The sequence below is a fragment of the Actinoallomurus sp. NBC_01490 genome (assembly GCF_036227085.1).
GTDB lineage: Bacteria > Actinomycetota > Actinomycetes > Streptosporangiales > Streptosporangiaceae > Actinoallomurus > Actinoallomurus oryzae.
The window spans coordinates 11,102,690-11,120,616 of sequence record NZ_CP109433.1 but is presented as its reverse complement, the minus strand read 5'-3'; the positions used below and the strand labels follow the sequence as shown (position 1 = coordinate 11,120,616).

Sequence of the window (17,927 nt, the reverse complement as noted above, 5' to 3'; positions counted from 1 at the left end):
CCGGTAGGTCCGGTCCTGGGCGGGTAGGGGATGAATAGCGCGTCGTGAGGCGTGGGGTGTGCCGGGAAGCCTGGTCGGCATCGGAAGGGGCCGTGTGCCCGTGCGTCGATGCCGCGGAGGTTCACCGGATGGGGGTTATCCGGCGTGAGCGCAGGACTTTCCTGGGAATGCCGCCCTGGCCGGAACGTGCGGTGGTGGCCCGGACGTTGCGGACGGAGACGGCCGGTGGGTTGATCCTGCTCATGGCTGCTGCGGTGGCGTTGATATGGGCGAACACTCCATGGGGCGCCTCGTACGCCCGCATCCGCGACCTCCACTTCGGCATCCCGGCGATCGGGCTGGATCTGTCGCTGCGGCATTGGACCGCCGAGGGCCTGCTGACCATCTTCTTCCTGGTGGCCGGCATCGAGCTGAAACGCGAACTGGTGACGGGGGAGTTGCGCAGCCGGGCTGTCGCGACGTTGCCCGTGGTCGCCGCGGTGGGCGGCATGGTGGTTCCCGCCGCCGTCTACCTGAGCATCACCGCCGTCGGCGGTGGCAGCACGGCCGGCTGGGCGGTGCCGATGGCCACCGACATCGCCTTCGCTCTGGCGGTCCTGGCGGTTCTGGGTGCTCACCTGCCCTCGGCGATGCGAGCGTTCTTGCTTACTCTCGCGGTCGTCGACGACCTTGGCGCGATCCTGGTCATCGCCGTCTTCTTCCCCACCGGCATCAATCCGGCGGCCCTTGCCGGCGCCGCCGCCGGCCTGGTCGTGTTCTTCCTGCTCCAGCGGCACCGCGTCGGTGGCTGGTGGTGGTATGTACCACTCGGGCTGACCATCTGGGCCCTGACCTACAACGGCGGGGTGCACGCCACAGTCGCCGGAATCGCGATGGGGCTGATCCTGCGCACCAGGCCCGATCAGCGGGTCGGTGAGGACGCATCTCCCGGTGAGCGCGCCGAGCATCTTCTGCGGCCGGTCTCGGCCGGTATCGCCGTTCCCCTGTTCGCCGTGTTCGCCGCCGGGGTGAGCGTCTCGGCGCCGGCGCTGGGCGCGGTGTTCACCCGTCCGGAACCACTCGGCGTGGTGCTCGGCCTGGTCATCGGCAAGACCGTGGGAATCTTCACCGGAACCTGGCTGGCGTGCCGCTTCACCAGGGCCAAGCTCAATCCCGACCTGACCTGGAGCGACGTCTTCGCCTTGGCGGTGCTGGCCGGTATCGGCTTCACCGTCGCCCTGCTCATCGGGGAACTCGCCTTCACCGACTCCGGCCAGGCCGAGCACGTCAAAGCCGCCGTCCTGACGGGCTCACTGCTCGCCGCGGCCATGGCGGCGTTGCTGCTCAAGCGCCGTAACGGGATCTACCGCAGGCTGTGGGAGGCGGAGGACCGGGACCAGGACGCCGCTGGTGTCCCTGACGTCTACCAGCGTGACGGCGCTGAGACACCCCGCCACCGCAGACGCAGGATGAGGTGAGCACCGATGGCATCGATCCGGCAGGCGCGCAAAGCGATCCTCGCCCTCGTCGTCTCCCTGGTCTGTGGGGCGCTGGTCGCCATCAGCACGCATTTCTCACTGCTGCGAACCGCGCGCGCAGAAACGGCGCGTTTGTCCAAGGTCACCGCCACCGTCCTCGAACCCGCCGCACCCGAACGTGGCCGGCCCGCCATCGGAGACTGGACCGCCGACGGCACCCGGCGCACCGGAGTGATCCCCGCACCACCCGACCACACCGTCGGGATGAGCCATCCGATCTGGATCGACGAGACCGGCCAGATCGCCGACCCGCCCAAGAGCCCGCTGCACCGCGGCACGCAAACCGGCCTTGCCGGAGCCTGTGTCGCCACCGCGGTCATGATCATCCTCAGCTGCCGCAGGCAACCCGACGCCGTCGACCTCGAGTGGCAGAGGGTGGCTCCCCCATGGAGCCGTCGGCACCGATAGCCCCGAAATTCCGGCGTCCCCGGACTCGGCCCCACGCAGCGACGCTCACCACCGCCGTCATCGCTTTCCCTGATGACACGGACCCGAGCGCCATGGACCGGTCATCGGCCGCGAAGGGCGTCCAGGGCGCGCCGGCAGGCGTCGGCGGCGCGACCTGTCGCGGTCGCGCACAGTCGGCAGTGCTCGTGGACGTCCGCCGTACGGCTGCACGTCTCGTTGCTGCGCTCACAGGCGATCAGGCACACCTCGAGCTGAGCGGGGATCAAGCCATAGTCGTCAGCGGTCGCCCGGGTGAGCAGGCGACGTGTCGCGACGACCACGTCGCCGCAGTCCAGATCGTGCAGTATCGACCGGCGTAGCCGGTCGATGTCGTCATCTCCCAGCATGCCGGCCGCGCAGGCGGTGACCGCCTCCTCACAATCGGAAAGAGCGTCCACCACGAAGGCGAGAGTCTCGCTGTCGAGCGGGATGTGTGTCTCCAAGCTGTCGATGAGCTCACGTGTCGGGAACATGCCGCCTCCAAAGTGCTGTGACCTGGTCCGGCCTCCCGCCAGGACAGGCCGGACGACTCGGCCGTACCTCCCTGTCCATCTTCACTCTCTCGCCATCACCAGAGCTTGACCAGGGGCGAAGCCCAGCGATCGGCCGGATCGTCACGGACCTGGTTCGCGGCTGCTGGCCCGCGTTGAACGTTGTTCTCGTGCCGTGGTCAACGGGGGTGTGTGCGGCTGCGGGTTCGGATGCGGAAGATGATCAGGCCGCCGAGGGCGAAGGCCGCGGCCCAGGCGAGGCCGAGAGCGAGATGGCCCCACAGGGCGGTATGGGCGAAGGAGCCGCTGACCGCGAACTGCATCGGGCCGAAGGAGGGGAAATACTCAAGGATCGGCTTGTTCGCCAGCGGATTGCCGAGAGGGTTCTGCAGGAAGGTGTCGAACAGGCCGCCCATGATGATCAGGAAGAAGCCTTCCAGGTCGCCTTTGACCAGGACACCGAGCAGCAGGCCGAAGGCTCCGTAGGTGAGGGCGATGACGGCGTACCCGCCGAGGACGGCCAGCCAGCCGGCGGGACCGGGCCGCCAGAAGACGAGCATGACCAGCGCCGCGTACGCGGCGACGCCCGCCGCGATGGTCGCGGTCGCGAGGGTCTTGGCGGCGATGAGCGTGCTCTGGCGGTAACCGGCGAAGACCAGCCGCCGGTCGAACCTCAGGGTCTTACGGATCGCGTCGAACACGGCGAACCCGACGATCATGGATAGCGCGTTGAGACCTGCGGAGATCAAGCTCAGGTGGCCGCCGTCGACCGACAGCATCCGCCCGGTGGCGTACATGCGGAAGCTGAGCGGCTTGTGACCGGCCATGGCGATCATCAGCAGGTACCAGATGGGCACGAACGCGACGAGCAGAATGGCGGCGAGACGATTCCGGGTCTGGTTACGTAGCGAGAACTTGAGCGCGGTGGGGAACGGGCGGTAGGCGGCCGGCGTGCCGCCTGACCGGAGTTCAATGGCTGACATGGTCGTCCTCGGTGGTCTGGCCGGACTGCCGGAGGCCGGCCGGGCGAGGAGTGAGACGGCCGCTGGTGAGGTCGGCGAGCTGGTCGAAGCGGTCTTGTTCGAAGACCAGGTGAGTGATGATGACGATCGCCTTTCCGCGGGCGCGCAGATCAGAGACGAGGTCCCAGAACCTCAGGTAGGTGTCCCAGTCGAAGCCCTGGTAGGGCTCGTCCAGCAACAGCAGGTCCGGATCGTGCAGCAGTGCCAGGGTGAGGTTCAGCTTCTGCCGGGTGCCGCCTGAGAGGGCTCCGGCGGCCTGGTGGCGATACTGTGCGTAGCCGAGCCGATCGACCAACTCGTTGCCGCGGCGCAGGTCGGGCAGGTGGTGGGCGGCGGCGAAGTAGCGCAGGTGCTGGTCGACGGTGAGGTTGTCGCTGACGACGGGGTCCTGGGGGCAGTAGCCGAGAGTGCCCGACACCTCGATCCGACCACGGTCGGTGGCCAGGGTTCCGGCGAGGGCTTTGAGCAGGGTGGATTTGCCGGCGCCGTTCTCGCCGACGACCGCGACGAGTTGCCCGGGGTCGACGGTCAGATCGGCGCCACGCAGGACCTGATGCCTGCCATAGGACTTGTGCAGGTCGCGGGCCCTCAACGCGGGCGGAGACGCTGTGGTCACGGGCGTTCCCCTTCGTGTTCGTTCGAGATCTGTCCGGAATCGGGCGGCGCGAGCAGGCCGGCGCCGTAGATGGTGAGCATTTCGCCCGCCCAGCGGGCCATGCCCTCGCGGGAGAGCGGGTCGACACCGAGCGCATCGGCCAGCCGGTCGCGCAACAGCAGCACGGCCAGGTCGTTGGCCAGCAGGAGGGCCGCCCGCACGGCCGGGTCCCGGCCTGGGGAGGCCAGCCCCGCCTGCGCCAGAGCGGCCAGTGTGGCCTGGCTGACGTCGAACAAACGGCGGAACAGCACCCGGCTCGCTTCGGTGTCGCTCAGTAGCAGGCGGCGCAGGTAGTCAGGGATCGGAGATGCGGGCGGCAGATGCGTGGCCATCAGTTCGGTCAGCGAGCCGGTGGCGGCCGGGTCGAACAGTTCGGGGCCCGCCCCCGTGGTCATCTCGCCGAGCATCACCTCGAACGTGGCCAGCACGTGTTGATCGACCGCATCGCGCAGTCCCTCTTTTGAGGTGAAGTGGTGGATGACCAGCCCCGGCGACACTCTCGCGGCGGCCGCGATCTGCCGCACCGTCACCGCATCGGGGCCATGCGCGGCGAACAGCCGCAACGCCTCATCACGGATGACTGCCCGCGTGGTCCGATCATTCGAGGTTGAACGCACGTTTATTAACCTAAACACTCGTTCAACCGTTGTCTAGTGCAATGGTCCCATCGTCCGGGCGGACCGGCCATACGTCAGGCTGCTGGGCGGATCGCGGGTCAGCGTCATCGGCGCCCCCCGCTAGACCCGCCAAACCGCGTCCGAGCAGGTGGTTCAGGCGAGTAGCGGCAGTGTGGCGCCGTACAACAGAATGAGGAAGATCGCCTCGGGGCGCGTCAGCCGGTGCCCTCGCGCTAGGAGAGCCCAGACCAGGCAGGCGATGGCGACCATGAGCAGGTTGACTGTGAGGTTTCCGGTGGCCGGGTGTCCGCGGTGGGCGAGGGCGATCACGGCTCCGCCGCCGAGGCTGTTGACCACGGTGCTGCCGAGCAGGTTGCCGGCGACGAGGTCGCTTTCGTCGCGGCGCTGGGCCTGGATCGAGGTGACCAGCTCGGGCAGCGATGTGCCGAGCGCGACGAGGGTGAACCCGATGACCTGTGGAGAGACCCCCAGCCGGGCGGCGAAATCGGCGGCGTTACTCACCAGAAGCTCGGCGCCGGCCAAGGTTCCCGCCAGGCCGAGTGCGGCCCGTACGCCCTCACGGAGCAGATTGTGGCCGGCTCCACCGTCGACGAACTCGCCCGCCTCTTCGGGCAGCGGGTCCGAGCCCACGCGCGAGGTCCGGACCAACAGCAGGAACGCGACGGCGAGAACGGCCGACAGCAGCACACCCACCGCGATGTCGAGGCCGGGCAGCACGAGCGTCGCGGTGAAGAGGGCGACGCTGCCGACGGCGAGCGGCGCTTCGCGGCGCACGACCGACGACCGGACGCTCAGCGGCGCGACGAGGGCGGCCAGCCCGAGGACGAGCGTGAGGTTGAGAACGTTGGAGCCGGTCAGGTTGCCGATCGCCAGCTCCGCGTGACCGCCGTGCGCGGCGGTGGCCGAGACCAGCAGTTCGGGGGCGCTGGTGCCGACCCCGATCACGACGATGCCCACCACGATCGGGGCCACGCCCAGCCGGGCGGCCAGCCGCGCGGCGCCGATCACGAGCTGGTCGGCGGCGACCGACAACATGACGATGCCGACGACGCCGAGTGCTGCGGTGACCGGCATCGCGTGCTGGCTCATAGCCATGGCTTCGCGGCCGTTACGAATCGGCCTGAGAAGGCCGCCCGGCGGTCACCGGTTGCCGGGTGAAGAGGTCGGCGAGGTCGGCCTCATCCTCATCGCCGGACAACACGACGATCTCATCGCCCGGCCGGAGGCGGGTCTGTGCCTGAGCCGGGACGAGGTGCCCATCGCGGACGATGAAGCTGATCCAGGCCTCCTCACCCAGCGGCAGGTCGTCGATCACGGTGCCGGCGGCCGGCGATCCGGCGGCGACCTGGAAACGGTGCAACCCCTGGGGTTCGTGCTGGAAGCGCACGCCGAGGCTCCACGGCTCGGGATCGATCGTGCGCAGCGGCACCTTGAGCCGCCGGGCCAGGGAGGGCACCATCCCGCCTTGCACGATGACCGAGAACGCCACGACCACGAAGATGATCTCGTAGACGCGGTCGGCGTCCTTGGTGCCGGCCTGCACCACGAACGCACCCAACAGGATCGGCACCGCGCCTTTCAGCCCGGTCCACAGCACGAAAGCGCGCTCGCCGAACCGGAGGCGTACCGGCCACAGCACCACCCCGACCAGCAGCGGCCGGATCACGAAGGCGAGAAGCACGGCCAGCACCAGCCCGATCAGCCAGGCATGCCCGTCCGGCAGATCCCGCAACCGGACGGTCAACCCGAGCATCACGAACGCGACGATCTCGGCCAGACTGGCCAGGGAAGAGTGAAAACTGGTGATCTCGCGCTTGTACGGTGCGCGCTCGTCACCGAGGAGGATGCCGGCGACGAAGACGGCAAGGAAGCCCGAACCGTGGGCGACGGTGGCCGCGCCATAGATGGCCAGCGCGCTCGCCAGCACACGCAGCGCGTACAGGCCCTCACTCGGCAGCGGTACCCGGCGCATGAACCACGGCAACGCCAGACCACCGGCGACACCCACGGCCGCCCCCACCGCCATCTGCAGCGTGAACTCCCACGCCACGTCGCCGACCGCGCTCAGCCCGGTACCGGTGGCGCCGAGCAGGGCGACCAGCAGCGCGATGCCGACCGGGTCGTTGGCGCCGGACTCTCCTTCGAGCAGCACGCCGCTGCGGCCGGTGATCTCGCGTCGCCCGAGTACTGAGAACACCACCGCGGGATCGGTCGGTGCCAGCGCGGTGCCCAGCAGCAGGCCGACATGCCAGTCGAAACCGAACAGCACGTGGGCGAGGACGGCGATGGCGCCGGCGGTGACCAGCGTGCCGACCACACCGACCCACACCGTCGCGACGGCGGCCGTGCGGAACCGTCTCCAGCCGATGTGCATGCCACCGTCGAACAAGATGATGGCGAGTGCGACCGTGACCACCTGCTCCACGGTCGCGAATGACAACCGGCCCGCCGCCGGCCACAGGTCCGAGACGACAGCCGCACCGAGGAGGAAGAACGCGGGCGTGGGAATCCGCAGCCGCTCGCTGACCCGGTTGGACAGCACCGCCGCCAACCCGACCAGCGCCGCGACGAGGACCGCCAGCCCGTACGACTCGACCGCGCCCATCAGCAGGACGGCCTGTCGTTCGGCGAGCATGACCAAACCATCGGGAAGTCTCTTTTCGTCGAACGGCGAAGACAACCGCCGACCAGGCTTCCCGGCACACCCGCCGTCACCTTAACGCATTTTTAACGCCCGAACCCCGACATAACCGGCGCGGGCAACCGGCGAATGCCCGCCTTGGCGGACACCACGCGGTGTTGCCGCGCCCCGATCCTCACCCGGCTGACGGGAGCCGCACGGCCCGATCAAAGGCGTGTCATCGTCACGAACTGATCCGCGAGCGCCACGCCCCCGTGGGATCGGTGACACGGCCGGTCCCCGCGACGGTCAAGTAGCGGGGGAGAGCCGCCTTACGCGGGTGGCCGTACCTCCGCTCCCACCAAGGGATCCTCTTCTTGTCTCGATGGAGTCCTGTTATGCCACCATCACGCATGTTCTATGCCCGGGTGAGTGCCACGACCCTGGTCGCGGCAGCCGTCTCGGTCGCCGTCCTGAGCCTGGGCACCGCCGGCGCCGCCGTCCGGGCCACCGCGCACTCGCCGAAGGGCGACAACGGAACGGTCAAGATCCACCGCTCCACCACCTCGCCGGACGACCCGCGCAATGAGCCGAAGGTCTGCGGCTTCTACCTCGTGGGCTTCCACTTCGACGGCGGCCAGCAGGTCACCTGGCGTATCGTCTCCTGGCCGCCCACCGGGAACCGGACAGAGGTGCTGCACGGGACGCTGCCCCTCGGCCAAGACGGCCACGGCCGCACGAACGACCTCAAGCTTCCCAACGGGCACTACAAGCTGTACTGGACGTTCAACGGTGAGAACGGCCGGGCCAAGCAGAAGGTCTTCTGGGTCAAGTGCGGCGGCACGGGCCACCCCACGCCCTCCCCGACCAGCACCGCGTCCACGCCGACGGCGACCCCGAGCGCGTCGCCGTCCACTCCGACGAGCCCGGCGCCGGTTCCGACTCCGGTCCCGACGGACCTGCCCGTAACGGGCTGAGCCCTGACGCGCCGTTGCCCGGATCCGCGCGACGGAACCGGGCAACGGCGCGCGATGCGTCCGAAATCAGCGGCCGTCTCCACCATTGATCCGCGGAGCGTGGCCGGTGTCCTCTCGGCAGGACAGCTGGATCCCCATCCCATCCGAGGGATGATCGCGAGGCGATCGGCGCGAGGAGTTTCTTCGGGAACGCCGGGGTCGCAGCCGGATTCAGGTGGCCAGACCGGCGCTGGTCAGCCAGATGTGTTCGCAGGTCGCGGATGCTTTTTGCAATTCCTCGCGCGACTCCTGCGAGGCGTGGTAGAAGGTTCGCTCGATCATCCAGCACAGGGCGCTTGCCAGCGCTGAGGCTTGTTCTGGTTCGGTGCCGGGCTGGATGCCGGCGCGTTCCAGGACGGCGGTGATGGCCGTGATGAACAAGACAGCCGTGTGGCTCCACAGCTCGCCGATCTCCGGCACTGTCAACGACAGGTCGATCGCCGTGCGCATGACCAGGCCGTGCTCGTTCCACAGCTCGACCGTGCGCCGCATGGCGGCTTCGATGGCCTGGCGTGGCTCGTCGGCCTGCGCGGTGGCCCGGGACCGCTCCCACAGGTGCTCGACGGTCCGGGCCACGAGTGCCGTGACCACTTCCTGCTTGGAGCCGAAGTAGAAGTACAGGGCGCCGCGTGTGATGCCGGCGCCCTGGGCGATGTCGCCGACGGTCATGGCCTCGTAGCCCTTCTGCGCCAGCAGGGCCTCGCAGGTGTCGAGGATGGCCCGCTCCCGGGCGTCGCCCTTGCGTTCGGTGGTGCGCCGGCTCCGCGTGTGGTGGTGGCCGGGCATCAGAGCTGAGCGCCCTCGGGGAAGTCGGTCGTGCGGGAGAGCGTCTCCCACGCGCGAATGTCCTCGTCCACGGCCGTGCGCGCGGCGGTGACCAGTCGTAGCGCGTCCGAGCCAAGGACGAGGTGGGCCGGCGGCCGGTCGACCGACGTGATGTGCACGATGGCGTCCCCGGCCTTGGCCGGATTGCCCAGCTGGTTCCCGCTCGCCTTCTGCCGCGCTTCACGGATGGGGGTGAACAACGCGTCGTAGTCGTCGATGGTCTGCGGGGCGCGTGTCATGGACCGTCCGGCCCAGTCGGTGCGGAAGGAGCCGGGCTCGATCGCCGTCACGTGGATCCCGAACTGTGCGACCTCCTTGCCCAGTGCTTCGAGGATGCCTTCCAGGGCGAACTTGCTGCCGCAGTAGGCGGACATGCCGGGCACGGCCATGAGCCCGCCCATGGAGGTGACGGCCATCAGGTGTCCGCGGCGGCGCCGGCGCATGTGGGGCAGCGCCGCCCGCAGGGTGGACACTGTCCCGAATACGTTGACCTCGAACTGCCGCCGCACCTCGGCCAGCGGGGTCTCCTCAAAGATGCCCTCCAGGCCGTAGCCGGCGTTGGCGATGACGACGTCCAGGGGGCCGACGCTCTGCTCCACCTCCGCGATCACATTCGAGACGGCGTCGTCGTCCGTCACGTCCAGGATGCGACCGTGCGCGTGCCCGGGTTTGAGCCCTTCGAAGGCCCGCAGGTCCTCCTCGGAACGGACCGTGCCGACGACGGCGTGCCCGGCGGTCAGGGCGGCCTGGGCGAAGGCACGGCCGAGGCCCGTGCTGACGCCGGTGATGAGCCAGTTCTGCATTGCTCCTCCAGAGGAGACTCCCGAGAGGCCAGGTTGCTCCCTCATCACAGACTCTACACGATGTCGATTTTTATCATCGCTGTGTAGATTTCCGGTCTCGGGCCGTCCCGTGCGACCGCGGATACAGATCACCTGGTCAGCGACTGCCGCCACTCGGTCACCTCTGTCGCGAGCAAATTCGATCTTGTATAGTGAGCGTTACATACATAAGGATGGTGCTCCTGTGACAAGCACGCTGGATGTCGGGGATCTCGAGCTGGCCTACACCGAGTCCGGGGCGGGCGCTCCCGTCGTATGGCTGCACGGCTCCGGGCCGGGCGCCACGGGGATGAGCAACTTCGGCGCGAATCTCCCGGCCTTCGAGGATTTCCGCAACATCGTGGTGGATCTTCCCGGGTGGGGCCGTTCCCCGCGGCCCGCGACGGATGAGCCGCTGATCTTCTACGCGGCCGACCGAGTCGTCCGGGCCATGACGGCGCTCGGGATCGACCGGGCTCATCTGGTCGGCAACTCCTACGGCGGCGCCGTCGCGATGCGAATCGCCATCAGCCACCCCGACCTGGTCGACCGGCTCGTGCTCATGGCGCCCGGTGGCGTGCTTCCCACGGACGCACCGCCGTGGCCCGTCGGGTTGGAGCACCTCTTCGGCTACATGGCGGCGGAGAAACCCTCACGGGAAGCGATGAGCCGGTTCGTGCACCTCATGGTGTACGACGAAACCCTGGCCACCGACGCCCTCATCGACGAGCGATACGAGTCGAGCCTGCGGGCGCACCCCGAGCTGCCGGTCCCCCCGAACTTCGGCGACCTGACACCGGACCTGGGTCTCATCGGTGCGCCCACGCTGCTGCTGTGGGGGCGCGAGGACCAGACGGTGCCGCTGAGCTGGGCTCCCAAGATCCTCAACGGAATCCCCGACGCCGAACTGCGGGTGCTGCCGAACTGCCGCCACTGGGTGCAGTACGAGCGCGAGCCCGAGTTCAACCACATCGTTCGCGAGTTCCTGACGCGCGCCGCCGCGGGTGTCACGCCGAAGGAGTGAGACCGCCATGGGCATTCGCAAGCTGGGGTACGTCGGCCTCGACGTGACCGACGTCGACGCCTGGGCCGACCTGCTCGGCCGCACTCTGGGAGTCGGCGTCACGACCGAGGAGGCCGGCGGCGAGAAGGCGGCCCTCGCCGAGCTGGACGAGTTCAAGTACCGGCTCGCGCTGCATCCCGCCGCCGAGGACAGGCCGAAGCAGGTGGGGTGGATCGTCGACTCACCACGCGAACTCGACAGGCTCACCGGCCGGTTGGCAGACGCCGGTTACGCGGTCGCGGAAGGGTCGGCGACCGAGGCGGGGCTGCGCGGCGCCACGCAATTCCGCTGGTTCACCGATCCGGTCGGATACCGCGTGGAGCTCGTGCTCGGCGAGACGAAGGTCCGCACGCACGCCGCGCGCCCGGCAGGCGCGGGCCGCGGCGTCATCGGTCTCGGTCACCTCGTACTCGCCAGCCCGAAGCTCGCCGAGCTTCGCGAACTCTACGAATCGGTGCTCGAGTTCAGGCTGACCGACTATCGCGCGCCGGGCCTCTACTTCTTCCGCTGCAACTCCACCCACCACAGCATCGCGCTGGCGCACGCGGAATCGGCCTCGATCCATCACCTCGAGCTCGAACACGGCTGTCTCGACGACGTCGGGCGCGCCTATGACCGCGCTCAGCACAACGGAGTTCCGATCTCGATCAGCCTGGGCCGGCACATGAACGACAAGGCCGTCTCCTTCTACGTCAAGAACCCCAGCGGATTCCACCTCGAGATCGGCTGGGGCGGCATCGAGGTCGGCGACGACTGGATTCCGCATGATTTCGGGGTCTCCGACGTCTGGGGGCATCACCACGCCGATGCCAACCCCTTCGCCTCGCCGGCCTCGTGATGGGCACGCCGATGGTTCCCGACCTGTCGGGCAGGCGCGCCGTGGTGACCGGCGCCGCGAGCGGCATCGGTGCGGCGGTGGCGGGCCGGCTCGCCGCTCTGGGCGCCCACGTGGTGGTGTGCGACGTCGACGCGGACGGTGCGGCACGCACGGCCGAGCGCGTCGGCGGCGAGGCGCTGGTCCTGGATCTGAGCCGGACCGCCGAGCTGGCCGATCTGCGGCTGGACGCGGACATCCTCGTCAACAACGCCGGGGTGCAACACGTCTCACCGATCGAGCAGTTCAGCCCGGAGCGGTTCGCCTTCGTGCTGAGGCTGATGCTCGAGGCCCCGTTCCTGCTCAGCCGCGCGGTCGTCCCGGGCATGTACGAACGGGGCTGGGGCCGGATCATCCACATGTCCAGCGTGCACGGCATCCGTGCCAGTGCGTACAAATCCGCTTACGTCAGCGCCAAACACGGCCTCGAAGGGCTTTCGAAGGTCATCGCCCTCGAGGGCGCGGTCCACGGTGTCACGAGCAACTGCGTGTGCCCCGGCTATGTCCGTACCCCCTTGGTCGAACGGCAGCTCGCGGATCAAGCAGAGGTCCACGGCCTCGGCGTGGACGAGGTGGTCTCGGAGGTACTGCTGGCGCGGTCGGCGGTGAAACGGCTGATCGAGCCCGAGGAAGTCGCCGGCGCGGTCGCGTACCTGTGCTCACCGGAGGCTGCCTCGGTCACCGGTACCCGGCTGGTGCTCGACGGCGGATGGTCCGCCTCCTGACCGCCGCGCCGAGGCTGGTGAGAGCCCCGGCACATCCATCCCTACAGACCCCTGAGCGGAGGAGGTCGTGGTGACCGCACCCTTGATCGACGTGGACCGCACGGCGGTTCTCGTCATCGACATGCAGAACGATTTCATGGAGGAGGGCGCGCCTCTGGAATTCCCCGAGGGCCGCCGCGTCGTACCGAACATCCAGAAGGTCCTCCACGCGGTACGCGAACGCGGGATGCCCGTGCTCTACGCCGCCCACGTCCACCGGCGTGGCGGCGCCGACATGGGTATCCATCGCGACCTCTATCCGCCCGTCGCGGCCGGACAGGCGCTGGTCGACGGCGAGCGGGGAGGGGAGATCCATCGCGACCTGGCGCCGCGACCGGGTGAGCCGGTGATCAAGAAGCACCGCTACAACGCCTTCTACGCCACCGATCTGGAGCTGGTGCTGCGCGGGCTCGACGTCGAGACGGTGGTCCTCGCCGGGATGACGACCGAGTGCTGTGTGCTGGGGACGGCGCGCGGTGCGCTGGAGCGCGGGTTCCGGTCCGTGGTGCTCGCGGACGCGTGCGCCTCGTGCGACTATCCCGATCTGGGGTTCGGCACCATGTCCGCCGCTGACATGCATCAGGCGGCGCTGCGGGTGATGACCCTGACGTCGTCGGAGGTCGTCGGCACCGACGAGTATCTGTCGCGGCTGCCGTGACGGGGCCGGAGACGGCGGGCGACACCGGCCTCGTCCTGCTCCACGGTGGCGGGCCGGGGGTCGACGCCGCGAGCAACTGGGCGACGGTGTGGCCCAGGCTCACGTCCCGGTTCCAGTGCCTGGCCCCCGACCTGCTCGGCTTCGGCACGCGGATCACGGACGCCGCGGGTGCGGGGCGCCCACGCGGCCCGCGCGCCTGGGCGCGAGCCCGCGCCCAGCAGGTGCTGGAGCTGCTCGACCGGTCCGGCATGGCCCGTGTCCACCTCGTCGGCAATTCGGCCGCGGGCGGCGCGGCGGCCCTGGCCCTCATGGCCGAGGCGCCGGAGCGGGTCGGGCGCGCCGTTCTCATGGGCGGCGCGGGCACCGGACCGCTGCCGGCCGCCGTCCCGTTCTACGACCGGCCCACGAGGGATTCCATGCGCGCCACGCTCGCCCGGCTGGTCGCGGACGAGAGCGCGCACCCCGAGCTGCTCGACGAACTCGCGGACCTGCGGGTACGTCAGGCGCTGCGTCCCGGCGCGGAGGCGGACTTCCGGGCGATGTTCGCCGATGTCGCCGACGGGCCGCCACCTGTCGACCTCGCGAGCATCGGCTGCCCGGTGCTGGCCCTGCACGGGGAACACGACCAGGTCGCGCCGGTCGAGGTCTCCGCGCGGCTCGCCGACGCGCTGCCGTACGGGCGCCTCGAGGTCGTGGCGGGCGCCGGGCACTGGATCCACGTCGACCGGCCGGAAGAGTTCTGTGACCTGGTGGAAGACTTCGTGAACACATGAAACGACCAGCAAGCGAACGCGTCGGTGTCCTCATCGTGGGGGCCGGGCCCACCGGCCTGACCCTTGCCATCGATCTCGCACGGCGAGGCGTCGTGTGCCATGTCGTGGAGGCGGCGGAGCGGCGCACCGTCAACCCACGGTGCAACACCACCTCCGCCCGGTCGATGGAGATCTTTCGACGGCTCGGGCTCTCCGGCGACATCCGGCGCACCGGCCTGCCGGAGGATTACCCGACATCGATCCAGTACCGCACGAGCATGCGCGGCGAGGAGATCTTCCGCATCGACCTGCCCTCCGCCGGGGAGGTGCTGGCGGGTGCGGGCAAGGACCGCTGGCCCACGCCGGAACCGCAGCACCGGATCTCGCAACTGTTCCTCGAACCCGTCCTGGAGCGGCACGCGAAGAGCCTTCCCGGGCTGACCCTCGAACGCGGCACCCGGCTGACCGGGCTACGGCAGGACGAGGACCAGGTCGAGGCGGTGGTGGAGTCCACCGCCGGGACCCGGGTCCTGCACTGCGACTACGTCGTCGGCTGCGACGGCGCCCACAGCGCCGTCCGGCGGCACCTCGGGATCCGCTACCAGGGCGTCGACGCCATCCGGAAGTTCGTGTCGACGTTCGTCCGGTCACCGGAGCTGGGCCGTCTCGCGGCCCGGGACCGGGCTTGGACCTACTGGACCTACGGACGCCGGCCCGCGTCCATCATCGCGATCGACGGGCGCGACCTGTGGCTCAACCACGTGGCCTTCGATCCCGGCCACGACACGGAGGGCGAGGACCCCGAACGGCTTCTCCGGGAGGCGGTCGGCGGCTCCGTCGAGCACGAGGTGCTCGGCGTCGTGCGCTGGACCGGCCGCCGGCTCGTGGCCGAGCGGTACCACGAGGGAAGGGTGTTCCTGGCCGGGGACGCCGCGCACATCTGGATCCCCGTCGGCGGATTCGGCATGAACGCCGGCATCCAGGACGCGGCGACGCTGGCCTGGATGCTGGCCGCGGTCCACCACGGGTGGGCGCCCGCGGACCTGCTCACCGCCTACGAGCTGGAGCGCAAGCCGGTCGGCGAGCAGTTCGCCCGCGCGGTGGGCAGGGCCGCTCGCGCCTCACTCGCGGACGTCTCACCCGACATCCACCTGCCCGGCGCGGAGGGCACGCGCGCCCGTGCCGAGCTCGCGCGACGGCTGGCGGCCACGGAACCGCACCGGTACTCACCCGACGGTTTCAGTTTCGGATACCACTATGCCGGTTCCCCGCTCGTGATCGGCGGCGCGGATCAGGTCGCCATCGACATGGGCGGCTACGAGCAACGGGCCCAGGCGGGTTTCCGGCTGCCCCATGTCTGGCTGGACGACACCCGGTCGGTACTCGACGTGCTGGGGACGGATTTCACGCTCCTGCGAACCGACACCGGCATCGAGGTGACCGCCTGGACCGGCGCCGCGAGCGAGCTGGGCATCCCGCTGACGGTGGTCGACCTGCCCGGGCTGCCGCCCGATCGTTACCCCGGGCCGCTCCTGCTCGTACGCCCCGACCAGCACGTCGCCTGGATCGGTGGTGCGGACGCCCGCCCCGGCGAGCTGCTGCGGACGGCCACCGGGCGCTTCGTTTCCCAGCAGCGGTGACACATCGTGAGGAGAAAGCACATGCCATACGCACTGGGCATCGACGTCGGCGGTACGTTCACCGACGCCGTCGCCTCCGACGGCGCCGGCCGGATCGTGTCGGCCAAGACCCCGACGACCCCGTCCCACCGCGAGATCGGCGTCCTCAACGCGATCGAGGAACTCGCGGGCGAACTCGGGATCGGCGTCGAGGAGCTGCTCACGCAGACCGACTACATCGCGCACGGCACCACGGCGTCGATCAACGCCCTCGTCCAGGGGACGGTCGCCGACGTGGGGCTCATCGCCACCAAGGGACACCGGGACTCGATCTACATCATGAACGCCGAGGGCCGTACCCTCGGCAGGTCGGCGCACGAGATCCAGGACACCCTGCGCCGGCGCAAACCGGCCGCCCTGATCCCGAAATACCGCGCCCTTGAGGTCACCGAGCGGATCGACTACGCCGGCCGGGTCCTCGTACCCCTCGACGAGGACGAGGTCCGCGAGGTCGCGCGGTCCCTCGTCGACCAGGGAGTCGAGGCGATCGCGGTCTGCCTGCTGTGGTCGTTCAAGAACGACGCCCACGAACGGCGGGTCCGGGAGCTGATCCACGAGATCGACCCGGAGCTGTACGTGACGCTCTCCTCGGAGGTCAGCCCGCGCATCCGGGAGTTCGCGCGCACCTCCACCACCATCATGAACGCCCAGGTGGGCCCGCGGCTGCGCAGCTACCTGACCCCCCTCCAGCAGCGGCTGGAGCACGGGGGCCTCAAGGGGCCTCTTCTGGTCATGCAGAGCGAGGGCGGGACCATTACCGCCGAGCGCGCGCCGGAACAGGCCATCACCACCGTCGGCTCCGTGCTGTCGGGCGGCGTCATCGGCGGAATGCGCCTGGCCGAGCAGCTCGGGCACCGCAACGTCATCACCACCGACGTCGGCGGCACCACGTTCCTCGCCGGACTGATCGTCGACGGGGAACCGGTCATGGCGCCGGGCTCCATCGTGAACCAGTTCCCGATCAACGCGGCGACCATACGGGTGCACACCATCGGCTCCGGCGGCGGGGCGCTCGCGTCGGTGGACACCGGTGGGAACCTGCGGCTGGGCCCGCAGAGCGCCGAGGCCGTTCCCGGCCCGGCCTGCTACGGAAACGGCGGCACCCGGCCCACCAACACCGACGCCAATCTGGTCCTCGGAATCCTGAGCGAGCGCGGACTGCTCGGTGGCAGGAAGCCGCTGCGGATGGACCTCGCACGGCAGGCCATCGAGGAGCACGTGGCCACGCCGCTCGGGCTGACGGTCGAGGAAGCGGCCATCGCCATCCACGAGGTGCAGAACGCGCAGGCGGGAGACCTCCTCCGGCGGGCCGTGGTGCAGGCCGGCCACGACCCCCGTGACTTCGTCGCCTACGCGTTCGGCGGCGCCGGTCCCGCCCACTGCGCCGGCTACTGCCGTGACCTGGGGGTGAGTGAGGTGGTCGTGCCTCTCGGCCCCGTCGCCTCCGCCTTCTCCGCGTACGGGCTCGCGGCCTCGGACGTCGCCGTGAGCACCGAGCTGTCCGATCCGTCGGCCTTCCCGATCGACCACCGGGCGCTCGAGTCGCACTACACCCGGCTCGAAGCCGAGCTGCAGCGCGCGCTCGACCGCCAGAAGGTGAAGTTCCACGACGTCACGCTGCAACGCGAGATCGACCTGCGCTACTCGATGCAGGTCAACGAGCTCGCGGTCACCATTCCCGACACGCGGCTCACCGAGCGCACCGGCGAGGAGATCCTCGAACGCTTCGAGGAACAGTACGAGCGCATCAACGGATCCGGGGCCGGCTACCGCGAGGCCGGCGTGCAGGCGATCACCTATCGCGTACGGGCCAAGGCCACGCTGGGCTTTCCCGTCGTACTGCCGGACATCGAGCAGGCCGACGGAACCGACGCGTCCGAGGCGCTGGTCGAAGAACGCCCCGTCTGCCTGGACTCGCAGACCGGCTTCGTGCCCACTCCCGTCTACGACTACGCACGACTGCGCGCGGGTCACGAGCTGGTGGGACCGGCCGTCGTCGAGGTGCCGACCACCGTGGTGGTGGTCCCCGCCGGAGTCACGGGCCGCGTCGACCGTCTCGGCAACCTCGTACTGAGCTACCAGTGA

General features: G+C 69.6%; 18 protein-coding genes. 10 read left to right on the top strand and 8 right to left on the bottom strand.

The features are described 5' to 3' along the window. Positions 1-128 precede the first annotated feature (128 nt). Both nhaA and OG417_RS51320 read left to right on the top strand, forming a co-directional pair. A complete protein-coding gene (gene nhaA / locus OG417_RS51325) occupies positions 129-1,457 on the top strand; it encodes a Na+/H+ antiporter NhaA (protein WP_329246263.1) in 1,329 nt (442 codons plus the stop codon). 6 nt (positions 1,458-1,463) lie between these two features. Further along, on the top strand, positions 1,464-1,925 hold the full coding sequence (locus OG417_RS51320) for a hypothetical protein (protein ID WP_329246261.1): 462 nt from the start codon (positions 1,464-1,466) through the stop codon (positions 1,923-1,925). A 101-nt stretch (positions 1,926-2,026) separates the two neighbouring features. On the opposite strand, the gene OG417_RS51315 is transcribed toward OG417_RS51320, so the two are convergent. From OG417_RS51315 to OG417_RS51290, 6 genes are all read right to left on the bottom strand, one after another. Further along, positions 2,027-2,437 (bottom strand): four-helix bundle copper-binding protein, encoded by a 411-nt coding sequence (locus OG417_RS51315; RefSeq protein WP_329246258.1) that lies wholly within the window; start codon positions 2,435-2,437, stop codon positions 2,027-2,029. 197 nt (positions 2,438-2,634) lie between these two features. Next, entirely contained in the window at positions 2,635-3,438 is an 804-nt protein-coding gene (locus tag OG417_RS51310; RefSeq protein WP_329246256.1) for a hypothetical protein, read from the bottom strand. Further along, positions 3,425-4,093 (bottom strand): ABC transporter ATP-binding protein, encoded by a 669-nt coding sequence (locus tag OG417_RS51305; protein WP_329246254.1) that lies wholly within the window; start codon positions 4,091-4,093, stop codon positions 3,425-3,427. Before OG417_RS51305 ends, OG417_RS51310 begins: the two co-directional genes overlap by 14 nt. Next, complete coding sequence (locus tag OG417_RS51300; protein ID WP_329246252.1) at positions 4,090-4,749, bottom strand: TetR/AcrR family transcriptional regulator; 660 nt, start codon at positions 4,747-4,749, stop codon at positions 4,090-4,092. Before OG417_RS51300 ends, OG417_RS51305 begins: the two co-directional genes overlap by 4 nt. Positions 4,750-4,902: 153 nt before the next feature. After that, a complete protein-coding gene (locus tag OG417_RS51295; RefSeq protein ID WP_329246249.1) occupies positions 4,903-5,859 on the bottom strand; it encodes a sodium:calcium antiporter in 957 nt (318 codons plus the stop codon). A 19-nt stretch (positions 5,860-5,878) separates the two neighbouring features. Next, entirely contained in the window at positions 5,879-7,405 is a 1,527-nt protein-coding gene (locus OG417_RS51290; RefSeq protein ID WP_329246246.1) for a potassium/proton antiporter, read from the bottom strand. Positions 7,406-7,818: 413 nt separating this feature from the next. Here OG417_RS51290 and OG417_RS51285 point away from each other — a divergent pair, with 413 nt between their 5' ends. Beyond that, a complete protein-coding gene (locus OG417_RS51285) occupies positions 7,819-8,367 on the top strand; it encodes a hypothetical protein (RefSeq protein ID WP_329246243.1) in 549 nt (182 codons plus the stop codon). Between the two features lie 210 nt (positions 8,368-8,577). On the opposite strand, the gene OG417_RS51280 is transcribed toward OG417_RS51285, so the two are convergent. Both OG417_RS51280 and OG417_RS51275 read right to left on the bottom strand, forming a co-directional pair. After that, positions 8,578-9,192, bottom strand: a complete 615-nt coding sequence (locus OG417_RS51280) for a TetR/AcrR family transcriptional regulator (protein ID WP_329246240.1) — start codon at positions 9,190-9,192, stop codon at positions 8,578-8,580. Next, on the bottom strand, positions 9,192-10,034 hold the full coding sequence (locus OG417_RS51275; protein WP_329246236.1) for an oxidoreductase: 843 nt from the start codon (positions 10,032-10,034) through the stop codon (positions 9,192-9,194). The genes OG417_RS51280 and OG417_RS51275 overlap by 1 nt, the downstream gene beginning before the upstream one ends. A gap of 223 nt (positions 10,035-10,257) precedes the next feature. Between OG417_RS51275 and OG417_RS51270 the strand changes: the two genes are divergently transcribed. The 7 genes from OG417_RS51270 to OG417_RS51240 all read left to right on the top strand — a co-directional run bounded on the left by OG417_RS51270 (position 10,258) and on the right by OG417_RS51240 (position 17,927). After that, positions 10,258-11,076, top strand: a complete 819-nt coding sequence (locus tag OG417_RS51270) for an alpha/beta fold hydrolase (protein WP_329246233.1) — start codon at positions 10,258-10,260, stop codon at positions 11,074-11,076. A 7-nt stretch (positions 11,077-11,083) separates the two neighbouring features. After that, positions 11,084-11,953 carry a VOC family protein gene (locus OG417_RS51265; RefSeq protein ID WP_329246230.1) on the top strand — a complete coding sequence of 290 codons (870 nt, stop codon included), beginning with the start codon at positions 11,084-11,086 and terminating at the stop codon, positions 11,951-11,953. 11 nt (positions 11,954-11,964) lie between these two features. Continuing rightward, on the top strand, positions 11,965-12,714 hold the full coding sequence (locus OG417_RS51260) for a 3-hydroxybutyrate dehydrogenase (RefSeq protein ID WP_329246227.1): 750 nt from the start codon (positions 11,965-11,967) through the stop codon (positions 12,712-12,714). Between the two features lie 70 nt (positions 12,715-12,784). Beyond that, positions 12,785-13,411 carry a cysteine hydrolase family protein gene (locus OG417_RS51255; RefSeq protein WP_329246225.1) on the top strand — a complete coding sequence of 209 codons (627 nt, stop codon included), beginning with the start codon at positions 12,785-12,787 and terminating at the stop codon, positions 13,409-13,411. Continuing rightward, entirely contained in the window at positions 13,408-14,184 is a 777-nt protein-coding gene (locus tag OG417_RS51250; RefSeq protein WP_329246223.1) for an alpha/beta fold hydrolase, read from the top strand. The genes OG417_RS51255 and OG417_RS51250 overlap by 4 nt, the downstream gene beginning before the upstream one ends. Continuing rightward, positions 14,181-15,803, top strand: a complete 1,623-nt coding sequence (locus OG417_RS51245; RefSeq protein WP_329246220.1) for an FAD-dependent monooxygenase — start codon at positions 14,181-14,183, stop codon at positions 15,801-15,803. The genes OG417_RS51250 and OG417_RS51245 overlap by 4 nt, the downstream gene beginning before the upstream one ends. Before the next feature lie 21 nt (positions 15,804-15,824). Then, on the top strand, positions 15,825-17,927 hold the full coding sequence (locus OG417_RS51240; protein ID WP_329246218.1) for a hydantoinase/oxoprolinase family protein: 2,103 nt from the start codon (positions 15,825-15,827) through the stop codon (positions 17,925-17,927).